Annotated in this window: 24 protein-coding genes and 1 pseudogene; 24 read left to right on the forward strand and 1 reads right to left on the reverse strand. The window is 64.8% G+C overall.

What is annotated here, in order from left to right; translation table 11 throughout:
- Positions 1-96 precede the first annotated feature (96 nt).
- The 15 genes and pseudogenes from ACVWZN_RS07905 to ACVWZN_RS07975 all read left to right on the forward strand — a co-directional run bounded on the left by ACVWZN_RS07905 (position 97) and on the right by ACVWZN_RS07975 (position 15,106).
- Entirely contained in the window at positions 97-1,194 is a 1,098-nt protein-coding gene (locus tag ACVWZN_RS07905) for a flagellar basal body P-ring protein FlgI (protein WP_456954736.1), read from the forward strand.
- A gap of 191 nt (positions 1,195-1,385) precedes the next feature.
- A pseudogene (flgJ, locus tag ACVWZN_RS07910) lies at positions 1,386-2,306 on the forward strand (flagellar assembly peptidoglycan hydrolase FlgJ); the annotation flags it as partial.
- A 6-nt stretch (positions 2,307-2,312) separates the two neighbouring features.
- The gene (flgK, locus tag ACVWZN_RS07915) at positions 2,313-4,187 is read left to right on the forward strand and encodes a flagellar hook-associated protein FlgK (RefSeq protein ID WP_456953320.1); all 1,875 of its coding nucleotides are present in this window, start codon (positions 2,313-2,315) and stop codon (positions 4,185-4,187) included.
- A 17-nt stretch (positions 4,188-4,204) separates the two neighbouring features.
- The gene (flgL, locus tag ACVWZN_RS07920; protein WP_456953321.1) at positions 4,205-5,395 is read left to right on the forward strand and encodes a flagellar hook-associated protein FlgL; all 1,191 of its coding nucleotides are present in this window, start codon (positions 4,205-4,207) and stop codon (positions 5,393-5,395) included.
- 63 nt (positions 5,396-5,458) lie between these two features.
- Positions 5,459-6,214 (forward strand): flagellar brake protein, encoded by a 756-nt coding sequence (locus tag ACVWZN_RS07925; RefSeq protein ID WP_036142039.1) that lies wholly within the window; start codon positions 5,459-5,461, stop codon positions 6,212-6,214.
- Between the two features lie 459 nt (positions 6,215-6,673).
- The gene (locus tag ACVWZN_RS07930) at positions 6,674-7,819 is read left to right on the forward strand and encodes a flagellin (protein WP_456953322.1); all 1,146 of its coding nucleotides are present in this window, start codon (positions 6,674-6,676) and stop codon (positions 7,817-7,819) included.
- A 65-nt stretch (positions 7,820-7,884) separates the two neighbouring features.
- Positions 7,885-8,196: a flagellar protein FlaG gene (locus ACVWZN_RS07935; protein ID WP_456953323.1), complete on the forward strand. Its 312-nt coding sequence runs from the start codon at positions 7,885-7,887 to the stop codon at positions 8,194-8,196.
- 82 nt (positions 8,197-8,278) lie between these two features.
- Positions 8,279-9,610, forward strand: coding sequence for a flagellar filament capping protein FliD (gene fliD / locus ACVWZN_RS07940; protein ID WP_456953324.1), 1,332 nt, complete (start codon positions 8,279-8,281; stop codon positions 9,608-9,610).
- 20 nt (positions 9,611-9,630) lie between these two features.
- A complete protein-coding gene (gene fliS / locus ACVWZN_RS07945) occupies positions 9,631-10,017 on the forward strand; it encodes a flagellar export chaperone FliS (protein WP_456953325.1) in 387 nt (128 codons plus the stop codon).
- Complete coding sequence (locus ACVWZN_RS07950) at positions 10,014-10,298, forward strand: hypothetical protein (protein ID WP_456953326.1); 285 nt, start codon at positions 10,014-10,016, stop codon at positions 10,296-10,298. The genes fliS and ACVWZN_RS07950 overlap by 4 nt, the downstream gene beginning before the upstream one ends.
- A complete protein-coding gene (locus ACVWZN_RS07955) occupies positions 10,295-10,861 on the forward strand; it encodes a PilZ domain-containing protein (protein WP_456953327.1) in 567 nt (188 codons plus the stop codon). Before ACVWZN_RS07950 ends, ACVWZN_RS07955 begins: the two co-directional genes overlap by 4 nt.
- A 69-nt stretch (positions 10,862-10,930) precedes the next feature.
- The gene (locus ACVWZN_RS07960) at positions 10,931-11,587 is read left to right on the forward strand and encodes a response regulator (protein ID WP_456953328.1); all 657 of its coding nucleotides are present in this window, start codon (positions 10,931-10,933) and stop codon (positions 11,585-11,587) included.
- Positions 11,588-11,827: 240 nt separating this feature from the next.
- Positions 11,828-13,237 (forward strand): RNA polymerase factor sigma-54, encoded by a 1,410-nt coding sequence (gene rpoN, locus ACVWZN_RS07965; protein WP_456953329.1) that lies wholly within the window; start codon positions 11,828-11,830, stop codon positions 13,235-13,237.
- A 13-nt stretch (positions 13,238-13,250) separates the two neighbouring features.
- Complete coding sequence (locus tag ACVWZN_RS07970; protein WP_027083252.1) at positions 13,251-13,649, forward strand: response regulator; 399 nt, start codon at positions 13,251-13,253, stop codon at positions 13,647-13,649.
- Positions 13,646-15,106: a sigma-54 dependent transcriptional regulator gene (locus tag ACVWZN_RS07975; protein WP_456953330.1), complete on the forward strand. Its 1,461-nt coding sequence runs from the start codon at positions 13,646-13,648 to the stop codon at positions 15,104-15,106. The genes ACVWZN_RS07970 and ACVWZN_RS07975 overlap by 4 nt, the downstream gene beginning before the upstream one ends.
- Positions 15,107-15,196: 90 nt before the next feature.
- Here the strand turns inward: ACVWZN_RS07975 and ACVWZN_RS07980 are convergent, their stop codons facing one another.
- Positions 15,197-16,180: an integron integrase gene (locus ACVWZN_RS07980; protein WP_456954737.1), complete on the reverse strand. Its 984-nt coding sequence runs from the start codon at positions 16,178-16,180 to the stop codon at positions 15,197-15,199.
- Positions 16,181-16,777: 597 nt separating this feature from the next.
- Between ACVWZN_RS07980 and ACVWZN_RS07985 the strand changes: the two genes are divergently transcribed.
- From ACVWZN_RS07985 to ACVWZN_RS08025, 9 genes are all read left to right on the forward strand, one after another.
- Positions 16,778-17,137, forward strand: a complete 360-nt coding sequence (locus ACVWZN_RS07985; RefSeq protein WP_456953331.1) for a hypothetical protein — start codon at positions 16,778-16,780, stop codon at positions 17,135-17,137.
- 1,462 nt (positions 17,138-18,599) lie between these two features.
- On the forward strand, positions 18,600-19,229 hold the full coding sequence (locus ACVWZN_RS07990; protein ID WP_456953332.1) for a hypothetical protein: 630 nt from the start codon (positions 18,600-18,602) through the stop codon (positions 19,227-19,229).
- A 155-nt stretch (positions 19,230-19,384) separates the two neighbouring features.
- A complete protein-coding gene (locus tag ACVWZN_RS07995; RefSeq protein ID WP_456953333.1) occupies positions 19,385-19,693 on the forward strand; it encodes a hypothetical protein in 309 nt (102 codons plus the stop codon).
- 486 nt (positions 19,694-20,179) lie between these two features.
- Positions 20,180-20,524, forward strand: a complete 345-nt coding sequence (locus tag ACVWZN_RS08000) for a DUF6694 family lipoprotein (protein ID WP_456953334.1) — start codon at positions 20,180-20,182, stop codon at positions 20,522-20,524.
- Positions 20,525-20,979: 455 nt separating this feature from the next.
- Positions 20,980-21,522 carry a hypothetical protein gene (locus tag ACVWZN_RS08005; protein ID WP_456953335.1) on the forward strand — a complete coding sequence of 181 codons (543 nt, stop codon included), beginning with the start codon at positions 20,980-20,982 and terminating at the stop codon, positions 21,520-21,522.
- A 22-nt stretch (positions 21,523-21,544) separates the two neighbouring features.
- The gene (locus ACVWZN_RS08010; RefSeq protein ID WP_456953336.1) at positions 21,545-22,237 is read left to right on the forward strand and encodes a hypothetical protein; all 693 of its coding nucleotides are present in this window, start codon (positions 21,545-21,547) and stop codon (positions 22,235-22,237) included.
- A 175-nt stretch (positions 22,238-22,412) separates the two neighbouring features.
- A complete protein-coding gene (locus ACVWZN_RS08015; RefSeq protein ID WP_456953337.1) occupies positions 22,413-22,838 on the forward strand; it encodes a hypothetical protein in 426 nt (141 codons plus the stop codon).
- A 77-nt stretch (positions 22,839-22,915) separates the two neighbouring features.
- On the forward strand, positions 22,916-23,344 hold the full coding sequence (locus ACVWZN_RS08020; protein WP_456953338.1) for a hypothetical protein: 429 nt from the start codon (positions 22,916-22,918) through the stop codon (positions 23,342-23,344).
- A gap of 704 nt (positions 23,345-24,048) precedes the next feature.
- Entirely contained in the window at positions 24,049-24,345 is a 297-nt protein-coding gene (locus tag ACVWZN_RS08025) for a hypothetical protein (protein ID WP_456953339.1), read from the forward strand.
- The last annotated feature ends 1,124 nt before the right edge of the window (positions 24,346-25,469 follow it).

Raw genomic sequence — 25,469 nt, forward strand, 5'->3', positions numbered from 1 at the left:
CGCCCGTTCCAGCTCGATGCCGAGCGCGATGCCGAGTTCGGCGTGCAGCGCGAGCCGATCGAGATCGTTCCGCGCGTCGGCACGCGCAGCACGCGCATGTCGACGCTGCAGTCGGTGTTCGTCGTCGCCGCGATGCTGTCGGTCGGCGCGAACGCGCATGCCGAACGCATCAAGGACCTCGCGCAGATCGCGGGCGTTCGTGGCAACCCGCTGGTGGGTTACGGCCTCGTCGTCGGTCTCGACGGCTCGGGTGACCGCACCTCGCAGACGCAGTTCACCGTGCAGTCGTTGAAGTCGATGCTCGACCAGCTCGGCGTCACCATTCCGCCGGGCGTGAACCCGCAGCTCAAGAACGTCGCCGCGGTCGCGATCAGCGCCGAGCTCCCGCCGTATGCGAAGCCGGGCCAGAACATCGACGTCACGGTGTCGTCGATCGGCAACGCGGGTTCGCTTCGCGGCGGCACGCTGCTGATGGCGCCGCTGAAAGGTGCCGATGGACAGGTGTACGCCGTCGCGCAGGGCTCGTTGATCATCAGCGGCTTCGGTGCGGGCGGTAAGGACGGTTCGCGCATCCAGGTCAACGCGACCAATGCCGGCACGATTCCCAACGGCGCGATCGTCGAACGCGCCGTTCCCGGTGCTCCGCAGGGCGGCGCGGTCACGCTGAACCTCAACGATTCCGACTTCACCACCGCTGCGCGCATCGTGTCGGCGATCGACAAGACCTTCGGCCCGGGCCATGCGCGCGCGGTCGACGGCGTTACCATCGAAATCGCGCCGCCGGCGATGGACCGCATCGCGTTCCTCGCGCAGCTCGAATCGCTCGATGTTTCGCCTGGCGAAGCCGCGGCCAAGGTCATCGTCAACGCACGCACCGGCACGGTGGTGATGGGCGGCAACGTCAGCGTGCTGCCGGCGGCGGTGTCGCACGGCTCGCTCACGGTGTCGATCACCGAATCCGCGCAGGTCAGCCAACCGAATGCGTTCGCTGGTGGCGGCACGGCCGTGGTGCCGCAGTCGACCATCCAGGCCACGCAGACCGGCGGCCGCATGTTCAAGTTCGAAGGCGGCACATCGCTCGATGCGATCGTGCGCGCCGTGAATGCGGTTGGCGCCGCGCCGGGCGACATCGTCGCGATCCTCGAAGCGCTCAAGCGCGCCGGCGCCCTCAAGGCCGAGCTCGAGGTCATTTAAGACCTTCGCCGCCGGGCCGTTACCGGCGTCGAGAGACCTTTTCCGCACGCAGACACCGCGAGCCGCCCCGCCCGAGTACCGCCCTTTCGCCGCCCGCTGGGCACAGCCTTTGCATCGGTCCCGACATGCGCCTGCAGACCGCCATCGCCCTGGATCACGCCGCGACGACCTCGACGTCGCGCCCTGCAATGGAAAAGGCCTCGAAGGAACTGGAAACCCAGTTCGCGAGCATGCTGATCAAGTCGATGCGCTCGACCACCAGCGGCGATCCGCTGTCCGGCGGCGATACCACCTATCGCGAGATGTACGACGGCCAGCTCGCCAAGGAATTGACCAAGGGGCGCGGCCTCGGCCTCGCGCCGATGATCATGCGGCAGCTGCAGCAGAGCACCGGTCAGTCCGCCACACCCGCCGCGCCGCAAGGCCCGCTTCCGCTCGCCCGTCCCGCCGCCAGCGCATTGCCGCTGTCCGCGCCCTCGGGCATCGCACCGATGAAGCTCGGCGATTCGCTGCAGCTCGCACCGTCGAGCAATGGCGTGTCGATGAGCACATTGTCCGCGCCGGCAGCGCCGATCGCGCCGGCCACCGCATCCACGAGTACCGAAGCCTGCGGCCCGCTGACGCCGATGGACTGCAGCAGCCCGGAAGCGTTCGTCAAATCACTGTGGCCGCATGCGAAGAAGGTCGCGGCCGAACTTGGCGTGTCGGCCAAGGCGCTGGTCGCGCAGGCCGCGCTCGAAACCGGTTGGGGACGTCGACTCGTCGGCGGCAACGGCCAGGTGTCGCACAACCTGTTCGGCATCAAGGCCGGCGGCAGCTGGGGCGGCAACACCGTCAATGCGGCGACGCATGAATACGTGGCCGGCGTGCGCCAGGGCCAGCGCGCGAATTTCCGTTCCTACGGCACGCCTGCCGACAGCTTCGCGGACTACGCGCGACTTCTCAGCGGCAGCCGCTATGCGAATGCACGCGGCACCGGCGAGGACGCGCACCAGTTCGCATCCGCGCTGCAGCACGCGGGCTATGCGACCGATCCGTCCTATGCCAGCAAGATCACCGCGATCGCGAACGGCGCCACCATGCGCCGCGCACTCGCATCGCTGGGGAGTGCGTAACCGATGAGCGTTCTCTCCACCGGCTCCAGTGCCCTGCTCGCCTTCCAGCGCGCGCTCGGCACCGTCAGCCACAACGTCGCCAACGTCAACACCGAAGGTTATTCGCGCCAGCGCGTCGACCTCGAAGCGCGCGTCGGCCAGAACACCGGTGCCGGTTATGTCGGCGCCGGCGTGTCGATCCAGAAACTGCAGCGCCTCGCCGATGGTTTGAACTTCGCGCGACAGGCCGACAGCAGCGGCGAACTCGGTCGCCTTACTCAACTCAGTTCCTACGCGGATCGACTCGACGGCCTCTTCAGCAATACGTCGACGGGTCTTGCAGCGCCCTGGTCGAATTTCTACGGCGCGGTGAAGGGCGTCGTTTCCGAGCCCGGCTCAAGCATCGCGCGACAGTCCATGCTCAGCGCCGGCGACCAGCTCGCATCGCGCTTCCGCGCGATGGATTCCCAGCTCACGTCGATGGGCACCGAGGCCGATACGCGGCTGACCGCGCAGGTCGACGTCGCCAACCAGCTCGCGAACGAAATCGCGAAACTCAACGACCAGATCTCGTCATCCGGCTCGAATGCGAGCCCCGACCTCATCGACCAGCGCGACCTGCGCATCGACAAGCTCGCCTCGCTCACCGGCGCGCAGGTCGTGCCGCAGGACGATGGTTCGCTGAATGTATTCAGTGGCGGCCAGGCGCTGGTGCTGGGCGCGCGCGCCGGGAAACTGACGCTGGCGCCCGATCCGTACAGCGCGGATCGCAAGGTGCTGTCGCTCGATACGCCGGGCGGCGCGGTGAAGCTGCCGTCGGGTTCGCTCTCGGGCGAGATCGGTGGCCTGCTCGAATTCCGCGACCGCGTACTCGATCCCGCGCGTGCCGACCTCGGTCGTATGGCCACCGCATTCGCCACCACGATGAATGCGCAGAACCGCGCGGGCGTCGACTACAACGGCGATCCCGGCGGCGATCTGTTCTCGATCCCGGCGCCGCAGGTGAACGCCAACGTCGCGAACACCGGCACCGCAGCATTCACTGCAAGCATTTCCGATGTGGCCGCGCTCAAGGGCCCGAACATCGAAATGCGCTATGCCGGCGGGAGCTGGAGCGCGGTGCGCTCGGGCACCGGCGAACCGCTGACGATGAGCGGCGCCGGCACGGCTGCGAATCCCTTCGTGGTCGAAGGCGTGTCACTGGTGATGAGTGGCGCGGCCGCGAACGGAGACAAATTCACGCTGCGCCCGACGTCGGAAGCCGCTGGCGCGCTGCAGATGATTCAGAAGGATCCGAACAAGATCGCCGCCGCGTCTCCGCTCACCGCGAAGGTCGATCCGACCAATCTCGGCAACGCGAAGCCCGGCGCTATGCAGGTGACGAACGCGACGCAATTCGCATCGTTCACCACCGCGCAGGTCGACTTCATCGACGCCACGCATTACACGATCGACGGCGGCGCACCGCAGGTGTTCACCGCGGGCCAGCCGATCGCCGGCAACGGTTGGTCGATGGCCATCGACGGCACGCCGGGCGCTGGCGATTCGTTCACGCTCGGACGCACCGGACCGAAGTCGACCGACAACAGCAACGCGCGCCTGCTCTCCGCGCTCGACGACAAGACCGTGCTCGATGGCGGCACCACCGGCATGACGACGGGCCTGTCGCGCATCACCGCGAAGATCGGCACCGAGTCGTCCAACGCGCAGATGAACCTCGACGCGCAGCAGGTGCTGCACGACCAGGTCGTCGCCGAACGCGATTCGGTGAGCGGCGTGAACCTCGACGAAGAAGCGGCGGACATGCTGCGCTACCAGCAGGCCTACCAGGCCGCGGCGCAGGTCATCTCCACCGCCGACAACATGTTCCAGACGCTGCTCGGCGCCGTGCGCGGCTGATCCGGAGACCCGAACCCATGCGCATCTCCACCGCCGGCCTCTATCAGCAGGGACTCACGGCGCTCATGCGTCGTCAGACCGACGTCGCCAAGACGCAGCAGCAATTGGCGACCGGCAACAAGCTCACGCGCGCGGCGGACGATCCGGCGGGCGCCGCGCAGGCGCAGCGCATCGACTACGCCGTGTCGCAGCTCGACCAGTACGACAAGGGCGCGGGCCTTCTGCAGAACCGACTCGAAGCGCAGGAAAACGCGCTCAGCGATGCGAACGATTACATGACGCGCGCGCGCGAACTCACGGTGCAGGCGAACAACGGCACGATGTCCGCAGCCGATCGTTCGACCGTTGCCGCCGAGATCCGCCACCTTCGCAGCAGCCTGCTCGAAGTCGCGAATCGCACCGACGGCAACGGGCGTTCGCTGTTCGCCGGCCAGCGCAACGACGTCACGCCGTTCTCCGATACCGCAGGCGCGGTGACCTACAACGGTGACGACGGCCAGAACGCCATCGACGTCGCGCCGGACATGACGTTGTCCGACGCTGATCCCGGCAGCGAAGTCTTCATGCGCGCACTCACCGGCGACGGCACGATTCGCGGCCGCGCGACGGCGTCGAACACCGGCACCGGCGTGCTCGCGGCGACCAGCGTCACCGATCCGTCGGCATGGGGCGGCCGCACGCTCATGCTCGAATTCACCTCGCCCACCGCCTATCGCGTGCTCGATGGCGCCACGGTGGTGAGCAGCGGCACGTATGCCGACGGCGACACGTTGCAGGCCGGCGGCGTGCAGACGCGGCTGACCGGCGCGCCCGCCACCGGCGATACGTTCACCCTGCAGCCCGCGCCGCGCCAGGACGTGTTCGCCACGCTGCAGAACCTCGCCGACGCGCTGGACGCACCGGCCACCACGCCGGCGCAGAAGGCGCAGTTGTCGAACGCGCTCGCCGGCTCGCTGTCGGACGTGACCTCCGCGCAGGAACACTTCCTCTCGATCCGCTCGAGCACCGGCAGCCGGCTGGCATCGCTGTCGCAGTCCGCCGACGACCGCTCGGGCACGGCACTGTCGCTCAAGCAGACGCTGTCCGGCCTGCGCGACACCGATTACGCCGAGGCCAGCACCCGGCTCAGCCTGCAGATGACCGCCATCGAAGCCGCGCAGAAGACGATGCTGCGGGTACAGTCGCTGTCCCTCTTCGACAAGTTGTAAAGTCGGCCGCATGCCCAACCCGAACCCGCGGCAACCCGACGCCGCCCCCCGGAACGCGCACGCATGAGCGAGCCACGACCCGTCGCCCACGTCGAAGGGGAAAGCCTGTACGAGAAGTACATGCTTCACCACCCCGCCGACATCCGCGGCTGCCTGCGCCAGCTCGTCGACAAACGCTGCGTGCTGCTCGTGCATGCAGCGGGTACGGAGAACGCGGTGTCCGCCGCACTCGGTGTCGACGGCGGTTCGTTCTGGATCGACGTGCCGCGCGATGCCGCGCTGACCGAGCAACTGCTCGCCGCCGATCGGCTGCGTTTCGAAAGCTCGATCGACCGCATCACCGTGCGCTTCGCCACCGGCGCGGCGCGCACCGGCATCCACGAAGGCCTGCCCGCGCTCGAGGTTCCGGTGCCGGTCAAGGTGATGCACCTGCAGCGTCGCGAATATGTGCGTCGCGAACCGCCGGGCACGCTGTCCTGCATCCTGCCCGTGCATTCCGATGGCGGCGCACGCCGCACCGTTCGCGCGACGATCGCGGACATCGGCGGTGGTGGCCTTGCGGTGCTGACGAGCGATGACCACAGCGTCGAGATCAACACCGGCGACCTGTTTCCCGGCGTCATGCTCGAACTTCCCGAGCAGGAACCGATGCTGGTGACCTTGCGCGTGCAGCATGCCGCGCACATCGATCAGCGCGGACGTCGCGTGGTGCGCGCGGGTTGCTGCTTCGTCGACCTCACCGTGCAGGACCAGGCGCGGCTGCTGCGCTACGTCATGCAACTCGACCGCATGCACCTGGCGCGGATGCGCGACGACTGACGCGCACTGCACATCGACATACAAAACAGACGCGACGCTTCGGTGTCGCGTTTTTCATTGCGCGTTCGAAATCGGTTGGGACATGACGCGACGTGCTGCGACGCAATGTCGTGCGATGCTCGCTATCGAAACCGCGAAACCCGCGAAAAACCCCGCGAAATTCAAGTTTTCGCGTACTTCGCCGATAACGTTGCCCCTGGGATGCAAAGACGCGACGTGACGCGTTCACCCACGGCCGCTCAAGTTTTTCGCATCGCCGCCGAACGCGCATGCGCAGCCGGCGTGCCGTGCATCACAAGTCGAGCAAAAACGTCTTGACGCACGCAAGCGGCCTAAAGCCCGGGACTGGATTGCCGTTACTCACCACAGCAGCGGCGAAGGCAATCCCGCCGAACCCTGCAGAAACCGGCCCGCAAGGCTTTCGCCGCCCCGCCGGATCCTCACCAGGAGAGAAGTGAAATGGCAGCAATCAATACCAACGTGATGTCGCTGAATGCTCAGCGCAACCTGACCACCAGCGGCGCCAGCCTTGCCACCAGCATCCAGCGCCTGTCGTCGGGCCTGCGCATCAACAGCGCGAAGGACGACGCCGCCGGCCTCTCGATCTCCGAGCGCATGACCTCGCAGATCCGCGGCCTCGACCAGGCTGCCCGTAACGCCAACGACGGCGTGTCGCTCGCCCAGACGGCGGAAGGCGCCCTCGGCGAAGTCGGCAACAACCTGCAGCGTATCCGCGAGCTGGCCGTGCAGGCCTCGAACGGCACGAACTCGCAGTCGGACCGTGACGCGCTGAACGCCGAAGTCACGCAGCTGCAGTCGGAAATCCAGCGCGTGTCGTCGACCACCAAGTTCAACGGCGTGAACCTGCTCGACGGTTCGTTCGCCGGCGTCGCCTTCCAGGTCGGCGCGAACTCGGGCGAGACGATCACCGTCGCCTCGATCGCCAACGTTCAGACCTCGGCCCTCGGCGGCGCGGTGACGCGTTACTCCGGTTCGGTCGGCGCTTCGGCGGTCACCGGCTTCGCCACGGCGATCGCCGCGGGCGGCGTGAAGATCAACGGTACCGACATCGGCGCAGTCGCCGCCGCCGGTAGTGCCCAGGAGCGCGTCGGCCAGCTCGCCGAAGCGATCAACCGCGTCTCGGCGCAGACGGGCGTCGGCGCTTCGTACGACCAGTCCTCGGGCCAGCTGACGCTGTCGTCGTCCGCCGCGATCACGATCACCGGCACCACTAATGACGCGACCGTCGCCGGCTTCGCCAACGCGTTCTCGGCGACCTCGTCGACCACCACCGGTATCGGCAACGTCAACGTGTCGTCCTTCGCCGGTGCGCAGATGGCGATCGACGTCGCCGACGCGGCTCTGAAGTCGGTCAACACCTCGCGTGCAAACCTCGGCGCACTGCAGAACCGCTTCAGCTCGGTCGTCTCGAACCTCAACACGACCTCCGAGAACCTGTCCGCTTCGCGCAGCCGTATCCGCGACGCCGACTACGCCAAGGAAACCGCCGAGCTGTCGCGCACGCAGATCCTGCAGCAGGCTGGTACGGCGATGCTCGCCCAGGCCAACCAGGCGACGCAGGGCGTCCTCAGCCTCCTGCGCTGATCGACAACCGGCTGGAAACGAAGCCCGGGGCGTTCGCGCCCCGGGTTTCGCACATGTGAGTCGCCATGTCCGACATCGCGTCCGTCAAACCCGTATCGCCTTCCGCCTCGACGCACGCCGCCGGGGTTTCGTCGTTCGCGCATGCGCCGGCGCCTGCGGTGCCTCGCACGCCCGCCGCATTGCAGAAACAGCTCGACCGGTTGATCGCCGACAGTGATACCTCGCTGCGCTTCCGGGTCGACTCGCAGTCCCATCGGATCGTCGTCTCCGTGCTCGACCAGCAAGGCGCCGTCATCCTCCAGATTCCGGACGAAGCCGCGCTCGACGTCGCGCGCCGCCTCACCCTCACCGGCGCGCTGCTCGACAGCCGCGCCTGAATGCCACGGCCGCTAAAGCAGCGGCTCGCAACGCCGTTAACGACTCCGGGAACGCGCCGCACCGCGGCGCACCGGAGGCTTCATGGCAGGTATCTCCAGCGCCGGCGGATCGATCGACGTCAGCACGCTCGTCAGCCAGCTGATCGCGGCCGAGCGCGCGCCGACCGACAGGCGTTTCGACACGGTCCAGTCCACCGCGCAGACGCAGATCTCCGCGTTCGGGCAGATCACCAGCGCGATGTCGAGCCTGCAGAGCACGATCAAGCGCTACGACGGCGACGGCGCCCTGCCCGGCCGCAAGGCCACGGTCGCGACCGACGCCGGCTTCACCGCCAGCGCGACGTCGTCCGCCAAGCTCGGCACTTATTCGATCAGCGTCGAGCGCCTCGCCACCGCGCACAAGCTGCAGAGCGCGCCCGTCGCCGCGACCACGCAGGTCGGCTACGGCCGGCTCAGCCTGCAGGTCGGCACCGGTACGCAGATCGACGTCGACATCGCGCAGGACAGCGGCACGCTCGCCAACATCCGCGATGCGATCAACGCGAAGGTGGGCGACAAGGGCCTCACCGCCAGCATCGTGCACGGCGACGGCGGCGACGTGCTGACCATCGCCGCGACCAAGACCGGCACCGCGGGCCAGATCACCATCACGACGACCGGCGGTGACGGCGGCCTCGGCGTGCTCGCAACTACCGGCGGCACGCTCACGCAGGTCGCGCCCGCGCAGGACGCACAGGTGAAGATCGACGGCGTGCTGCGCACGTCGAGCTCGAACACGATCAGCGACGGCCTCGACGGTGTGTCCGTCACGCTCACGAAAGCCGCGCCGGGCACGCCGTTTTCGCTTGACGTCAACACCGATGCCAGTGCGCTGAAAGCATCGATGCTGGTGTTCGTCAGCTCGTACAACACCGCGCTCAGCCAGATGCGTTCGCTGAGCCAGGCCGGCTCGAGTTCGCAGTCGGCCGGCGCACTGGTCGGCGACGCGACGCCGCGCTCGATCATGCAGAACATGCGTTCGATGGTGTCGGGCGCGTACGGCGATCTGTCGAAGCTCGGCTTCAAGACCGCCGTCGACGGTTCGCTCACGCTAGACGGCGCGAAGTTCGATACCGCGATCACCGCGGACCCGGCGGCCGTCAGCAAGTTGTTCGGACCGAGCGCGCCGCTCGGCAAGCAATTGCGCAGTTCGATGGATTCATGGGTCGGCGCCGGCAGCGTTCTGAGCAGCCGTACCGATAGCCTCAATAAAAAGCTCAAGGATTTGCAGAAGCAGCGCGATAACTACCAGGTACACATCGACCAGCTCACCACGCAGTACCGCACGCAGTTCTCCGCGCTCGATGCCCTGGTGACCAAGATGCAATCGACCAGCACCTACCTGTCGCAGCAGCTCGCTTCGCTGCCCTCCTGATCGGAACACCGAGCACCGCCATGAGCTACCACGCACTCGCCAGCCAGTATCGACAGACCGCAGTGTCCAGCGCCGTGCTCGAGGCCGATCCGCATCGCCTCGTCGCGCTGATGTTCGCCGGCCTTCGCGAACGCCTGCAGCTCGCGGCCGCGTGCATCGACGCCGGCAACATCGCGCGCAAGGGCCAGGCGATCAGCGAATCGTCGACGATCGTCGGTGCGCTGGCGGGTTCGCTGAACATGGATGCGGGCGGCGAGATCGCGCAGAACCTGCTCGCGCTCTACGACTACGTGCAGCGTCGCCTGCTCGAAGCGAACGTCGGCAACGACACCGCAGCGCTTCGCGAATGCGATGGTCTGATCGCCGACATCGAATCGGCATGGACCGCGATCGGAGCGGCCGCGTGACCCTCGCGTTGCCCACCGACGCGATCCGCACCTGCATCGCCAACAACGATTTCGATGGCGCGCATGCGCTGATCGTCGAACACGAGAACTCGCTGCGCGCCACGTTCGAGACCGGCACCGCCGCCGAGAAGAGCTGCCGCGAATCCTGGCTCGAACTCCTCGCCGCGCAGCGCGCGATGATCGACGAACTGCGCGATGCACGCGACGACGCCGCACGTTCGCTGGAACGCCTCGGCCGCGACGGTCGCGCGGTGAAGGCCTACCTGCAGGGCGGCGGGTGAGCGTCGACGCTGCGCGGGACTCGCTGTTCGGCGACGCGATCGCCAGCGAGGACGCGCGGCCGCTCGCCATCCTTCCACCGCTTTCCGACGCCGCCCAACGCGCCGCACTCGCGCGTGCCGAAGCGCTGATGCGCGCGCTTTCGCTGGTCGACGACGCACGCACGGACGAAGGCGACGAACCGGGCGCGGATCCTGCGATCCGCCGACTCGAAGCCAAGGTCGACCTGCTGGTCGGACTGGTCGGCGCGCTCATGCAGCGCGATCAACCGGTCGATCCGCTGCGTCCCCTCGACTGGTCCGCACGCGGCGCGGCCATCGCAATGAACGACGACGACGCCGCGCTCGCGATCGGCGATGCCGTCGTACTGCGCCTGCAACCCTCCGACACGCTGCCCGAAGCACTGCTGCTTCCCGCGCACGTGCTCGCGATCGAAACCATCGACAGTGGAACCCGCGCCTGGCTTCGCTTCGACCCGCTTCCCGCGGGCCTGGAAGCGCTGCTCGAACGTCATCTGTTCCGCCTTCACCGCCGCGCGGTGGCCGAGCGACGGCGTCATCGCTGAGTCCGCTCGTCTTGGCGGCGCTACGCCCGCTCGGCTAAGGTGCGGACGACTTCCTTCGACACGAGCCGCGTGCGCGTCCTGATCTGCGACGACCACACCCTGATCCGTGCCGGCCTTCGCCGGCTCGTCGAGTCGTTCGACGGGATCGAGGTGGTCGGCGATGCGGCCAGCGGCGACGAAGCGGTGATGCGCACGCGCGAACTGCATCCGCACGTCGTGCTGCTCGATCTTTCCATGCCCGGTCGCAACGGCTTCGACACGCTTGAGGAACTGCGTCGCGTCGCGCCGGACACCGCGGTCGTGATCATGTCGATGCACGACGATGGCCAGCACGTGCGCGAAGCACTCGCGCGTGGTGCGAGCGGATTCGTCGTCAAGGAAGCCGCGCCTGCCGAACTCGATATTGCGCTGCGTGCCGCGTTCGCGGGACAGGTCTTCCTGAGTCCGCAGGTTTCATCCGCAATGCTGGGCGACGCCGCGACGCGGCCACGCAAGGGCGCAGATCCGTCGACGCTTCCGCCGCGCCAACGCGAGATCCTCGCCGCGCTCGGCGCGGGCCGCACCACCAAGCAGATCGCCGCGGACCTCGGCATCTCGATCAAGACGGTGGAAACCCATCGTGCACGGCTGATGGAAGCGCTGGGCTGCCGCAATGCGGTCGAGCTGGTGCGTACCGCTGTGCAGTGGAGCGCAAGGGTGCCGTCGAAGGACGTCGCACCGCGCTAAACGCGCGTGGCCGTTCGTCGGCTCACTGTTCATCTACCCGACCCGAGCGGCCGCGCATTTTCGGAGGCCCGCACAGTTCGCGTCGGAATGTCGACGCCGTCGTCGGGGTTTCCCCTACCGCCCCCACCTGACCCGTGCCCGCCGGGTCGGGATTGCCCCTATGCGGGCTCTGGCACGAGTCCTGCACGATGCGCTGCAGGATTCATGCCGTACTAACGAACGCAACGGGGGGAGGCTCGCATGAAGGCGTCGGTTCGCGCACAGATGTCGCAGTCGCTCAACCTGACGCCGCAGCTGCTGCAGTCGATCCGTCTGCTGCAGCTGACCGCGCCGCAGCTCGAGATGGAGCTGCGCCAGGCGCTGGACCGCAACCCGATGCTGGAGCTGGACGAAGGCGACGAGGTCGGGGAGACCGACGCCGACGGCCACGACGCGGAATCCGACGAGGCCTCGTACGAGGCGGCGGCCTGGGACGAACTTCCCGAGCCGCAGTTCCTGGCGGGCAGCAGTGGCGGCGTCACCGTGGGGGATGACGACGCCACCGCCCGCATCATGGACGGCGAGTCCAGCGACTGGCGCCTGCGCCTGCTGAAGGAACTGCGCCTCGACTGGTCGATGGCCGACCTCGCGATCGCCGCGTGGTGGCTCGACCGCACCGCCGACTCCGGGCTGCTCGAAGGCGAACGCGATTCGCTGGCCGCCGAAGGCGCCGCGGACCTCGGCGTGTCGCTGAAGGCGATGGAGATCGTCCGCCTTCGCCTGCTCAACGGCGACTGGGCCGGCCTGTGCGCGGTCGACGCGAGCGAGTGCCTGTGCGCGCAGCTCGATCGTCGACCCGCCTGCGACGAACGCGACCTCGCGCGCCGCATCGTGCGTGATCACCTCGCCACCCTCGCCCGCCATGACGGCCGCGCACTCGCGTCCGCGCTCGACTGCAGCATCGCGTCCGCGGATGCGGCGGTCGCACTCATTCTTTCGCTCGACGCCTGCCCGGTGCCCGAGCCGTCGAACGACGACGACGCGCACATCGTTCCCGACGTCGTGGTGCGCAAGCTCGGCGGCACGTGGCGCGTAAACCTCAACGGTCGCACGTTGCCGAAGGTTCGTATCTCGGCGCACTGCGAGTCGGGCCTGTCGCGCGCATCCGGGGATGTCAGCGCACTGCGCGGCCTGCTCGACGAAGCGCGCTGGCTGGTGCGCGGCATCGCGATGCGCAACGACACGCTGCTGCGCACCACGCGGGTTCTCGTCGAACGCCAGCAGGCGTTCCTGGAACAGGGCGAGGAAGCGATCGCGCCACTGACCCTGCGCGAAGTCGCCGACGCGATCGGCATGCACGAGTCGACGGTGTCGCGCATCACGACCGGCAAGTACATCCAGACGCCGCGCGGTACGTTCGAGCTCAAGCGCTTGTTCGCGGTTCGCCTGGAGGGCGCGGAAGTGTCCGGCGCCGCGGTGAAGGCGATGGTCAAGCGCCTCATCGACGCCGAACCGCCGCACGCCCCGCTCGCCGACGAGACGATCGCCGGCCTCCTGGCCCGACAGGGGATACGCATCGCACGGCGTACGGTGGCAAAGTACCGGGACCAGCTGGACATCGCCCCCGCACGGGTGCGCCAGCGCCCCGCGGCCGCGGTCGCGGCCCGGTGAGGGAACCAGGGAGATCCGAATGCTGAGCGTCCTGTTGGTCGACGACCACGAAGGCTTTATCAACGCGGCCGTGCGCCACCTTCGTCGACTCGACTGGGTGAACATCGTCGGTTCCGCCGGCAACGGCATCGAGGCGATCGCGCAATGCGAGGCGCTGCGGCCCGACGTCGTGCTGATGGACCTCGCCATGCCCGAGATGGGCGGCCTGCAGGCCACGCGCCTGATCAAGGCGCAGGACGCCCCGCCCTACGTCGTCATCGCGAGTCATTTCGACGACGCCGAACACCGTGAGCACGCGTTGCGCGCCGGTGCCGACGCGTTCGTCAGCAAGCTCTCCTACATCCACGACGTCATGCCGCTGCTGGAGAAACTGGCCGGCCGCGCGGGCGCGGAGGTCGGAGCCACCGAATGAGCGAGTCGCGCATTCTGGTCGTGGATGGCGACATGGCGCGTGCCGAACGCGTCGCCACCCTGCTGGAATTCATGGACTTCACGCCGCGCCTCGTCGCCGATGCGGCCGACCTCGACCTGTCGCGCGCGAAAGCAAGCGACTGGGTCGCGATCGTCGCCGGTGACGTCGGCGACGCTGATGCGTGGACGAAGTTCGTCGACTGGCTGTCGCGTCAACCGCTGCACTCGCCGCTGATGGTGCTGCCCGGCCATGACGAGCGCGCGCCATGGCGTTCGCTCGTGCATCCCGATGCCGTGTGGCCGCTCGATTACCCGATCCGCCGCCCGCAACTGCAGGAGGCGCTGCGTCGCGCAAGCCTCAAGCGCATCGATGCGGAAGAACGCCAGGAAAAGCAGAACGTCGGGCCGACCGGTTCGTCGGAAGCGGTCGTGCGGCTGAACCGCATGATCGACCAAGTCGCCGGTTTCGATACCACGGTGCTGGTGCTCGGTGAATCCGGCACGGGCAAGGAAGTCGTCGCGCGAACCATCCACGAGCGCAGCAAGCGCGCAGGCAAGCCGTTCGTTGCGATCAATTGCGGCGCGATTCCCGCCGACCTTCTCGAAAGCGAACTGTTCGGCCACGAAAAAGGCGCGTTCACCGGCGCACTCACGCAACGCAAGGGCCGTTTCGAAATGGCCGAGGGCGGCACGCTGCTGCTCGACGAAATCGGCGACATGCCGATGGCGATGCAGGTCAAACTGCTGCGCGTGCTGCAGGAACGCACGTTCGAGCGCGTCGGCGGCACGCAGGTGTATTCGTGCAACGTGCGCGTGATCGCCGCGACGCATCGCAACCTCGAAGGCCACATCGCGGAAGGCAAGTTCCGCGAAGACCTTTTCTACCGACTCAACGTCTTCCCGATCGAGATGCCCGCACTGCGCGAGCGTAGCGAGGATCTCCTCGATCTAATCGCCGCGATTACGCGACAGCTGGCCGACAGCGGTCGTGGTCGCGTCACGCTGACGGGCGAAGCAGTCAACGTGCTCAAGCACTATCACTGGCCTGGCAATGTGCGCGAACTGCACAACCTGCTCGAGCGCCTCGCGGTGCTGCATCCGAATGGACAGGTGCGCGCGAGCGAACTGCCTGCGCGCTATCGCGCTGGCGCGCCGGAAATCCTCGAAGAACCTGTTGTCGCCGCGGCACCCGCGCCTGCGCTTGCGCCGTCGGTCCTTCCGTCCGGGCGTAATGGTGCCGATGGTGCCGACCCGACGACGATCAATCCGCGCGCCACGCTTCCGCCGGAAGGCCTCGACCTCAAGAGCCACATGGCGGAGCTCGAGCTCGAGCTGATCCAGGCCGCGTTGCAACAGGCGAACGGCGTGGTCGCGCATGCGGCGCCATTGCTCGGTCTGCGTCGGACGACACTGGTCGAGAAATTGCGCAAGTACGGGATCGATCGCGACGCGGATTGATGCGCGTCGCGCTCTAAGTAGTGCAATGCTCCGTGTGTACCGTGGCGCGCGTAGCGATCTACGCCGCCCCCAAGCGTCCAAACCATTCGATCAGAATTGTCGATCGAGCGGGCTGAGCACGGCACCAGCGCCGCGACCGAGCACATGCGTGTAGATCTGCGTCGTGCCGAGATCCTTGTGCCCGAGCAACTCCTGCACCGTGCGGATGTCCTGCCCAGCTTCGAGTAGATGCGTCGCGAACGAATGTCGCAGCGTGTGGCACGTCGCCGGCTTCGTGATGCTTGCGAGCGTACGTGCACGTTTGACCGCGCGCTGGAGCGCGCTGTCGTCGACGTGGTGACGATGCGTGCGCCCTGTACGTGGATCGACCGACCGCTGCGCCGAAGGGAACACGAACTGCCAACCGGGATCGCGAGCCGCGGTCGGATATTTCTTCGCAAGCGCATGCGGCAGTCGCGCTTCGCCGAACCCTTCCGCAAGATCGTGCCGATGCAGCAGCAATGCGCGCTCGATCGCACGACGCAGGTCTTCTCGCAGCGTCTTCGGCAACGGTACGCGACGATCCTTGTCGCCCTTGCCTTCGCGCACAAGAATTTCGCAGCGCTCGAAGTCGATGTCCTTGACGCGAAGCCGCGTGCATTCCATCAAGCGCATGCCTGTGCCGTACAGCAACGCGGCCATCAGCCGCGTCTGGCCATCCATCGCACCGAGCAGCCGATCGACTTCCGATCGCGACAGCACGACGGGCAGACGCCGAGGACGCTTGGCCCGAACAACGTCCTGCATCCAAGGCAGCTTAAGGCCGAGCACCTCGCGATAAAGGAACAGCAGCGCGGCGAGTGCCTGGTTCTGCGTGCCCGACGCGACGTCATCGCGTGCAGCGAGATCCGTCAGGAAGCGCTCGACCTCCGGCCCGCCCAACTCGCGGGGATGCCGACGCCCGTTCGCGATGATGAAGCGCCGCACCCAGCTGACGTACGCGCGCTCGGTGCGGATGCTGTAGTGACGCACGCGCACCCGTTCGCGCACAAGATCGAGGAGACGCTTGCCGCCGGGCTCCGCGGGCTTCGCGATCGGACGCCCGGTGGCCCGCCCGGCGAGGTCATCGTCCCGAGGCTCACCGAGCCAGCGGATGCCGTCGTCCTGTGGGCCACGCGTCGATGTTTCCTCGGCCCCCGATTGTTTGGGGCACGCGGGAGTGCTCGGAACATTCCTGGCCGGACTCCTTTCCGTCGCGGGCGGCGCCCCCGGGATACGCGGCTGCCCTGATCCCGTGCGCGAACCGTAGCGGCCGCGCTCCTCTCGCAAGCGAACACGCAACCGCCGCAGTCCGCGGTAAATGTTTACCAACGCATCCATGCCGTACATCCCCTGCAACACCTCAAATCGAGGTGCGTAAGATGAACCGCGGGAAGGACTCCTGCTGTAGGCCGCTGTGCTTACTGGGCGTAGGAACAATCCGGCCTTGGCGTCGGTCCATTACAGTTGCTGTGCCGATGGGGTAAAGCGATACAACTCCATGTGACGGTGTAATGCCGATAAGGGTCGGCGCATAGAGGCCGATAACTTCTAAGTGCTTGATTTCGAAGATTTGAAGTGTCGATCCGTTCGCGACTGCCTGCCAATTGGCCTTACCGTCCTACTTTGAAGACAGAATCGGTGTTAGGGCCCATGGATCGGTCACAGGCGCTCCAACTTCTAGAAGAATCGTTTGCTCGGGGCAGCAACACGCCTTGTAGCTGGGCGTCAGACAGAAACGCATACATCGCAGAGCAGCAAGACAAGCTTCGTGCCTGCGTCGTCGACCCATTTCTAACCCTCGTGGCGACCGGGGAATGGGCACAGAAACATTGCAGCCGCTCGGCGGAACCTTATCCTCTGTACACCATTGCGAAACTCGGTAGCCAATGGCTGTTCTATAGCGAACCGACCGGAGAGTTCTTCCTCGGCTACGGTGACTTAGGCAATCCAGAAGGGCTTTCCATGCTCGGCTTCTCGTCAAGCGATGCGCTCGCGGAGTGGCTGGGCTAGGGCCCTAACAATTCGTCCAAGCCGACGCCGCTTCGCGGCGCGGCTTAACTCAGGTGTTAGAGAGCACAATGGGGAACATCGCGGCCTTAGCCTTCGCTTACATGCTGACCCTCGCCGCGTCATGTATCCCCCTAGGTCTGGTCATGTGGGGCGTTGCACGCTTGACGCGCAACTTTGCTCCTCGCTGCCGCACCCCCACCTTGGTGATTGCTGCAGGCGTTCTTTTCATGCCGGTGTGGGGCCCTGCGACCATTGCAGTTGTGCCAGTACCCTTGGGCCTCATCCTTTTGCTCACGGCCGGGTTACTCGACTTCCACGGGTTACTCGATTTACTTAGGCTCACGCCGGCTTGGTGGTACCCCTGCGGGTTTTCTGCGACTTCCCTTGCTGCATACGCATGCCTAAGGGTGCTCTCTAACAATTCGTCCAAGCCGACGCCGCTTCGCGGCGCGGCTTAACTCAGGTGTTAGGCGTGCCATGAAGACATCGTCTCTAGCGAGTCTCTTCTTAGTTTGCTTTGCCGGAAGTGCCGCGAGCTCGGAACTCAACATTGGCGGGCTTACTCCCGGCCTGCCGAAAGCTGCGGTACTCAAGCTACTGGGCTCCCCGCAGCGCGCATTGCCTGGCGACGGTTCCGTATCAGAAACGCTCGTATACCCAAGGGTCCGAGTTGAGCTAGATGAAGGTCACTTGGTAGCTGGCGTCCGGTCTGCCGCGCCGAACATCTGTCTCGGCCGCGTTTGTCCCGGCACGCCTGCCGCGATAGCGCGGGGCTACCTTCCGGAGCTTCGCACGGGTTCCATCGCGCTTTCAAAAGGCGAAGGGTGTTGGGCGGAAGTTCCCATCAAGAACGGGCGTGTGAAGGCTGTGCTTCTCGTATGTCAGCCGTAGGCACGCCTAACAATTCGTCCAAGCCGACGCCGCTTCGCGGCGCGGCTTAACTCAGGTGTTAGGGCGCATGTGGAAGTTTGTCGCAGTCATCGTCGGCACTGTCGTCCTACTTGGTTGCAGCAATCCCGCGCCGGTGGTGGTCACGAGCTCTGCAGTCGCAACTGGTGAATGTCCGCCGGTCACAAGCGAGGCAGTTGCCTCTACGATTGCAGATGTCTTGCGTTCTCCTAGCGCGTACAACCTTAGGCCTGTGCGGCTGGTGGGGTCGTACTACAACGCCTTTGAACACTCGGCTGTGTACCCGGTCATTGCCACTGGCAGTGAGCCGGCTCCTCGCACAGGGATTTGGGTGTCGCCGCTACCCGAGAATCTAAGTGGACGGCGTGTGGAGCTCGTGGGCTACTTCACGGATGCCGTTAAAGGCCACGGCGGGCAGTGGCCAGGTGCACTGTGCGTTGCGTCTGCACGTCAAGCTCGCGAAGATGCGCCCTAACAATTCGTCCAAGCCGACGCCGCTTCGCGGCGCGGCTTAACTCAGGTGTTAGGCAGGGGAAGGTGAATGCGTAGGCTCTTGAAGAAGATGCTCCACAGCGCGGTTCGCTACGGCTCGGGTGAGTTTGTGCTCGACCACATGCCTAATGGAGGAACTGCGGTGCTTGTCAGGTCGCTTCTGGTGACAGCGATCGCAGTCATTTTTGTCGCACCGCTGAAGGCGTATCTGGCCAAAGACACTATCTTCTTATCTTTCTCTATCGAGCAAGCCAAGGGCGACCTCGGCGACATTCTTCCGTGGGTAGGCGCGATATTCGCTGGCGTGTACGCGGCGTTCTATTCTCGTTTTGCCGCGCAATGGAGCTACCTTGCCGGGTTGTACAACCAGCTCATGGCCACGTGCGCTTCCATCCCGGAAGCGCACCAAAGCTCAAGCCGTGCGCTCTCCACCTGGCACGCTGCATTCATAGAAGATGCTGTCGAGCTGCACCTTGCCGCCAAGCCGATGTTCGCTTCAATGGTCGTCGCTCTGCTGCAAGATGGCGAGATAGTTCGAGACTTCGTAGAGAGCACCATTGAAGGTCCCCGCAAGCTTGCAGAACTGGAGAGAAAGCTGCGCTTCACAGCTGTCCCTCCTGCGGTGCCTAAGCCACTTGGCAACTCGTGCCCAGCAACAGCGGCAGCGGCGCCTACAAAGGCCCCTGCCTAACAATTCGTCCAAGCCGACGCCGCTTCGCGGCGCGGCTTAACTCAGGTGTTAGGCCCCAGGCGCGGCTATTCGGTACGTGCGCCCACAGTGCGATGCCTTCCGGTAATCTGCGCGGCACCGCAACAACTGTGTCGAACCAACAAAAGGGGGAGTCCATGAACTTTTTCAAGTCTGCCGTCGTCGCGCTGGCGCTGTGCGTGCCTGTGTCGGCGGTTGCATTGCTGTACTCGCCGCCTGCGGCTGCACAGCAGGTAATCGAGTCGCGTATCGATGGCGAGTTCAACGGGTGGGAAGGCGAGACAGTTGTCAAACTGCAGAATGGGCAAATTTGGGTTCAAACGCAGTACCACTATCATTATCACTACAGCTACTCGCCGAAGGTCATCGTCTACCAGTCCAACGGCGGCTGGAAGATGCAGGTCGAGGGGTCGGATCAGCCTGTAGGTGTTCGTCAGCTTCGGTAAGTGGGGCCTAACAATTCGTCCAAGCCGACGCCGCTTCGCGGCGCGGCTTAACTCAGGTGTTAGGCGTGCATGGAAAGCATTTCGCAAGCGCAACTACTTGAACAGCTTTGTGCTGTCTTCCCAGCGTTCCGGGACGAATGGGAAGCCGATCTTGCCGGTGAGCAGTTCGGGAGCTGCTCGCTGCATTCTGTCTACCAGTCGTTTCTGCCGTGGGTCAGCTCGACTAGTCCTGAGCGTCGGCAGTTGCACGCGCTAGCCACTCTTCTGAGTAACGAAGTGGCGGCGGGCGGCAACCGGGAAAACGCGGTCTCAACCTGCTTTCTCGAACACTGCTCGCCGGCCGGCTTGGCTAAGCAGCTCAACCCCTTGTTGAGCGCTGCCGCCAGGTCTAGGCTGCACGCCTAACAATTCGTCCAAGCCGACGCCACTTCGTGGCGCGGCTTAACTCAGGTGTTAGGCCTCAAATCCAGTTCACGTAGGAAGCAGATGAAAGCCACAACCAAACTACTTCTAGTTGCACTTCTGATGGCTGGTTCGGCGTTTGCCGCCGAACCGCTGAAGGTCGATGCCTCAACAGACCAGACGGCCACTGACTCTTGGAATGCGATGGTTAAGGCTGCACCCGATGGCCAGCGCCAAGCGCTGTTAGAAGCCATGCTCAAGATCAACCTCGCCGGCGTCAACTCTGCGGCGGACATACTCGCCACTCCCGGCATGGACAGTCTCGGCATCGTTCGGATTAAAGATAAGGTCGGCGGCCTCACCGCGGAGCAGATCATTGAGCTCGGCGAAAAGGTATCCCCCGTCAGTGTCGAGCTCAGCTCGCATTGAGGCCTAACAATTCGTCCAAGCCGACGCCGCTTCGCGGCGCGGCTTAACTCAGGTGTTCGCCTGCAGGCTTTTCGTTCTGGTGATTGGGTAAGTTGCACGCTACTCCGCCGTTTTCGCCTCCGCCGTTTTCGCCTCGGCCGTTTCGCAGCAGCTTCTGCACCATCGCGCTGCGCCCCATTTGTCCCGCGGCGATTCCGCAGCTGGAGCTGCACGCAACATCTCGCGGCGCATCCGGTTTATCCCCTTCGGCTTTTTCCGTCGGCCACTTCCCGCGCAGCGCTTCCGAGTCGTTCGGCGGCTATATCGCCCGTGCCGTGCACGGCGGCATGTCCGGGCGCCCTGCCCCGTTCATCTACCTTCGGCCGCACGGTGCTTTGCGGTAGTCTCGCGTCGAACTAGTCGTTCAACCCGACGCCGCTTCGCGGCGCGGGTCAACTCCGGTGTTAGGCCGCCAGATGAGCTTCAACGCACTTCAAATGTTTCGTTCTGTGCCCGCGGAATTCTCGTCCCCACTCGGGGCAGAGGAAGCGGCTGCCGCGCTAGCCGCGGCGACACGTCGCTGGTTCCAATTCGGGAGCCAAGACGCCTATGCCAAAGGAAAAGTCTCGGCACTCGGCGTCACGATTTGCTGTGCTGGGCCATCTTCGGCCAAGCCTTTCAAGAAATACTTCGTCGGCACGTTCGCTCATCAGGGCGAAGGGTCGCTTCTCTCGGGCAACTTTACGATTCATCCATTCGCGAAAATCGTCGCTGCTCTGTGGCTGGGGTTCATCGTGCTGTGGACCGTGTTCGCAGGCATCATCGCCATTAAGCAGCCACAAGTTTGGTGGTTCCCACTTGCGGGCGCCGGGATCTTCGCAATCGGCCTGCTTCTGTTTGCATCTGGAAACCGTGCCGGCTACCGGGATGCACAATGGATCGTAAGCCACATCTCGCGCGCTATAGCTGGGCGGCCTAACAATTCGTCCAAGCCGACGCCGCTTCGCGGCGCGGCTTAACTCAGGTGTTAGGTGACTTAGGATGGCTCGTCACTACGTGTTGCTAGATGCTTGCGTCGCCGCGGCTCATTTCGCGCCGAAGACCACGCACAGCGCCAATCTTAGGAACAGGGCTCGCATCCTGCTGGCCGGCAGCGCGCCGGGAACGGAGATCCATTTCTTGATTCCCAACTTCTGCATCGCGGAAGTATTCGCGGTATTCGAGAAGTATCGCTGGGGGAAGACGTGGAACAAGCAGGTGAAGGTCGCACTCACCCCGGCTGAGTTCACCGCCGCGCGTACCGCCTTCGGGTCTGCTATTCACAACGGCGCAACCATTCTCCAAATAGAGCTTGATCGCTACCACATCCTCTGCGTTGACCTCATCTCGCCAGTCAACAACGCCTACAAGATCAAGCGCGATCGCGCCAAAAAGAAGAATGTCACGCCCGCCAAGGCATACGACATGCTGTTTGTGGCAATGGGCATCTGGCTGCAGCACCAATACGGCGCAGACTCGTTCACCGTCGTTACGGGTGATGAGCGGCTAGCTGCCGTGGTGGAACGAGCCAAGTCGGCCAAGCTCGGGCACCCCATTCGCCAGCACCTGAGCGCGGCCGCCTCCAGCCTCGGCTTTTCGTATAGTTCGTCGCTCTACCCAACGGTGATCAATCTCACGCAAGCCGGAAAGGGCGAGCTGTCGGGCCGCTTTCCGGGCTGGGCACCTGCGTGGTGAAGTCACCTAACAATTCGTCCAAGCCGACGCCGCTTCGCGGCGCGGCTTAACTCAGGTGTTAGCTGCTAGGGGAACGTGCGTGGCTCTTGAAGGTCTTTTCACTGCCCTGTGCCGCTTTCTAGCGGTCGCACTAGTAGTTGTTCTGCTAGCGCCTATTTCTTCGACGTCGTTCGTCATGGTTCTCTGGGATTCGTTTGAGAATCACGGCTACGGCGTCCGAAGCGCGTTGGGCACAGCCGTTTTTTTTGCAGCCGTTTACGCGGTGCCGATTGCTTGTCTGTGGTTCAAGGCGGACTGGTTAGGGCGCAAGATCACTCACGGCATCACCGCTGAAGCCCCAGTTGCCCGCAGCCGTGACCTTCAGCAAGTCGGCTTTAGCCTTGTCGGCCTCTACCTTTCTGCCAGTGCTTCCTACCAGCTGCTAGCGCTCGCTTCCTTGTGGTTGTGGCAGCAGTCCCGCTCGGTGGACGTGCCGATGGCTATGCAGTTGGACCCGTTCCGCGTGTACTGCGCAGTCCTGATGCTTGGAATCGGTCTGTGGCTCTTGTTAGGCTCGCGCAGGTTCGGCGCGTGGCTTCGGTTTCTGCGTGGCCGCGCCTAGCAGCTAACAATTCGTCCAAGCCGACGCCGCTTCGCGGCGCGGCTTAACTCAGGTGTTAGGGCGCAGTGGAAAACATCGTGCACTGGAAGAAGATCTTTGCTGCCGCTTTACTCGCTGTTCTTCTCGCGGCGCTAGTCGCCTTCATCAACGGCCTAACCATCGGTCTATGGCTTGACCACGTCGCATCGATCGACGATGCCATCCAATTCAGCCGCCAGGCCCGAACGGCGCTGATAGTGGTGATAGTTGGGGTAGTTTACTGGCGGCTCTGCGCGAAAGTCAGCGCGCGCCCGCTGCTGCACGTGGCTTTGGCTTGGCTCGCTGCGATCGCCTTGGATTTTCTGGTGGGTTCGGGGTTGGCCGTCGTGCTACACCTCTCCTCACACCCGCGCTCCAGCTTCAGCTACATCTTATCCACTGCTCTCGCGGCGCTGTTTGGGTACTTGGTCTATCGCCTGCGCCCTAACAATTCGTCCAAGCCGACGCCGCTTCGCGGCGCGGCTTAACTCAGGTGTTAGGCGTGTCGGGCGAGGCGCTTACTCGTCGAGGAGAGAAGCGGTGGCAGATCCGATCAGCGAGCTCGGCGTTCTTGACCCGTGGCTATGGCGCGGTTGGGCATATGCACTGTCGCCCACCTACCGTGCGAGAACCCACAGGCGGTGGCAAGCGCATAGCCGGCTTTACGTGGCGGCTGACATCGCGTTGTCACTAGCGGTTGTAGCTGCTGAAATCGCATTGGTCGCGTGGGTGTTCGGGTACGGGCTCGGAATGTCCCACGTCCACGCCTAACAATTCGTCCAAGCCGACGCCGCTTCGCGGCGCGGCTTAACTCAGGTGTTAGGCCGCATGTCGAATCTATCGCTCATCGCCCGCATACAAAGCGCGCTGGCTGCCACGCGGTGTTCGAAATGCTCGCCCCAAGTTCTCGCCGACACGATCCGCAATAACGGTCGTGCGTTGGAAGCTATGCCGTACTCACTAATCACCGAGATGGAGAGTCTCGCGATGGATCTAGATATTGCGTCGTGGCACGATGGAGAAGGTTGCGTGCCAGAGCTAGGGCCGGTGTTGTCACGAGTCGACAGCTGGCTCGCACAGGTCACAACGGCTGCGGCCTAACAATTCGTCCAAGCCGACGCCGCTTCGCGGCGCGGCTTAACTCAGGTGTTAGGGCGCAGGGGTAGCTATGTCGCGATTCGTAACGAGCTCTTTGATCGGCTTCGCGATAGTCAACGCGACTATGGTGCTCGTTGTCGCGCTGACCAAGATTTTTGGCGATCATTGTTGGGCGCCGCGCGTCGGCGGACTGCTCGTGGGCTTCGCCGTATTTGCGCAAGGCTACGCATACGCCAACGCAGAATCATTTACCCGCCGCCTTCCATCTGGCCTCACACTGGAGCAGCGTGTCTTACATGTCGTTTACGTATCTAGCGTTATTGGCACCTTCCTTTGGGCGCTCGGTGACTTTATCCCTTCCATGTTTGGCGTCGCGGTCTGCAAGCACTAGGCTGCGCCCTAACAATTCGTCCAAGCCGACGCCGCTTCGCGGCGCGGCTTAACTCAGGTGTTAGCGCTCATGAGCCGGCTGCTCGCATTTCGGTGTTCACACGACAACTGCTCGGCGCCGCTCTCGTTTAGCGCTTGGGCTTACCTGCCAAGTCGGGCGAGAGGCTACATCCGAACGAAGTGCCACCATTGTCTGACCGAGTACGAGATTCCGCTCCCTTGGTCTTTCCTGCTTTCGGTCGCCACCACTTTCGTCAGCTTGGTCGCCGCCTGCACCGTCTGGTCGGCCACTATGAAGGTCGTGCCCGAACTTGCAGCGACCCATTCCTGGGCCGCAGCTGCATACTTCGTTGCCCTGCTATCGATCGCCGTCTATGGTCTTTCGTGGCTTTTCACGTCCATATGCACGGCCCTTGGCATGAGAGTCGCTGAGCGCTAACAATTCGTCCAAGCCGACGCCGCTTCGCGGCGCGGCTTAACTCGGGTGTTAGCGCTCACACTGGACGCATCTACGCTCGTGGTCTTCGCGTCGCGTCGTGCCGTTGTTCCGCTCGCGTGCCGCCGCCGGGGACACTCTGGCTCCCCGCCGGGCGCGATGCGGAAAAGCCTCCGCACGTGCAAGCACCGCCCGGCTCGGCAACACGCTCGCCTGCGTTGTATCGCGGCTCGTCCCCCTCCGGCTCACGGCAAGGATCGGTACCTCGCTCTCCGTGGCACACTTCGGCTTCGTGGAGAAGCAAGCCGGTTCAGCGGCGTGTGATCTCTAACAAGTCGTCCAACCCGACGCCGCTTCGCGGCGCGGGTCAACTCTGGTGTTAGCGGGCTTGGCCACAACAACGCAACTGAGGCATGCATGACCGCTTCGAAACCCTTGATGTCGTCCGAGCAATATGCATCCGCAGACGGAACAACTTGTCCGGTCTGCGGCGGCCCCGAATTGGATCGCGCACCGATGGGCTACCCGGAGACTGGGAGAGTCACGGCATGGGTCGGCTGCGAAACATGCAAGCACGTGTGGCAAGAACAGTATCGCCTCGAAGGCTACGATCGGCTTGAGAAAAGCTCGATTCCGCCGCAGCATCCGTCGGCGTGATGGGCGCACGCGTCAAGCATCGAGCGCCCGCT

The organism is Lysobacter sp. HA35, from assembly GCF_054061195.1.

What these genes read in the sequence shown, in the direction of transcription:
- ACVWZN_RS07905 (WP_456954736.1), top strand. Translation starts at nt 97, where the DNA reads ATGTCGACGCTGCAGTCGGTGTTCGTCGTCGCCGCGATGCTGTCGGTC.
- flgK (WP_456953320.1), top strand. Translation starts at nt 2,313, where the DNA reads ATGAGCGTTCTCTCCACCGGCTCCAGTGCCCTGCTCGCCTTCCAGCGC.
- flgL (WP_456953321.1), top strand. Translation starts at nt 4,205, where the DNA reads ATGCGCATCTCCACCGCCGGCCTCTATCAGCAGGGACTCACGGCGCTC.
- ACVWZN_RS07925 (WP_036142039.1), top strand. Translation starts at nt 5,459, where the DNA reads ATGAGCGAGCCACGACCCGTCGCCCACGTCGAAGGGGAAAGCCTGTAC.
- ACVWZN_RS07930 (WP_456953322.1), top strand. Translation starts at nt 6,674, where the DNA reads ATGGCAGCAATCAATACCAACGTGATGTCGCTGAATGCTCAGCGCAAC.
- ACVWZN_RS07935 (WP_456953323.1), top strand. Translation starts at nt 7,885, where the DNA reads ATGTCCGACATCGCGTCCGTCAAACCCGTATCGCCTTCCGCCTCGACG.
- fliD (WP_456953324.1), top strand. Translation starts at nt 8,279, where the DNA reads ATGGCAGGTATCTCCAGCGCCGGCGGATCGATCGACGTCAGCACGCTC.
- fliS (WP_456953325.1), top strand. Translation starts at nt 9,631, where the DNA reads ATGAGCTACCACGCACTCGCCAGCCAGTATCGACAGACCGCAGTGTCC.
- rpoN (WP_456953329.1), top strand. Translation starts at nt 11,828, where the DNA reads ATGAAGGCGTCGGTTCGCGCACAGATGTCGCAGTCGCTCAACCTGACG.
- ACVWZN_RS07975 (WP_456953330.1), top strand. Translation starts at nt 13,646, where the DNA reads ATGAGCGAGTCGCGCATTCTGGTCGTGGATGGCGACATGGCGCGTGCC.
- ACVWZN_RS07985 (WP_456953331.1), top strand. Translation starts at nt 16,778, where the DNA reads ATGGATCGGTCACAGGCGCTCCAACTTCTAGAAGAATCGTTTGCTCGG.
- ACVWZN_RS07995 (WP_456953333.1), top strand. Translation starts at nt 19,385, where the DNA reads ATGAACTTTTTCAAGTCTGCCGTCGTCGCGCTGGCGCTGTGCGTGCCT.
- ACVWZN_RS08000 (WP_456953334.1), top strand. Translation starts at nt 20,180, where the DNA reads ATGAAAGCCACAACCAAACTACTTCTAGTTGCACTTCTGATGGCTGGT.
- ACVWZN_RS08005 (WP_456953335.1), top strand. Translation starts at nt 20,980, where the DNA reads ATGAGCTTCAACGCACTTCAAATGTTTCGTTCTGTGCCCGCGGAATTC.
- ACVWZN_RS08010 (WP_456953336.1), top strand. Translation starts at nt 21,545, where the DNA reads ATGGCTCGTCACTACGTGTTGCTAGATGCTTGCGTCGCCGCGGCTCAT.
- ACVWZN_RS08015 (WP_456953337.1), top strand. Translation starts at nt 22,413, where the DNA reads ATGGTTCTCTGGGATTCGTTTGAGAATCACGGCTACGGCGTCCGAAGC.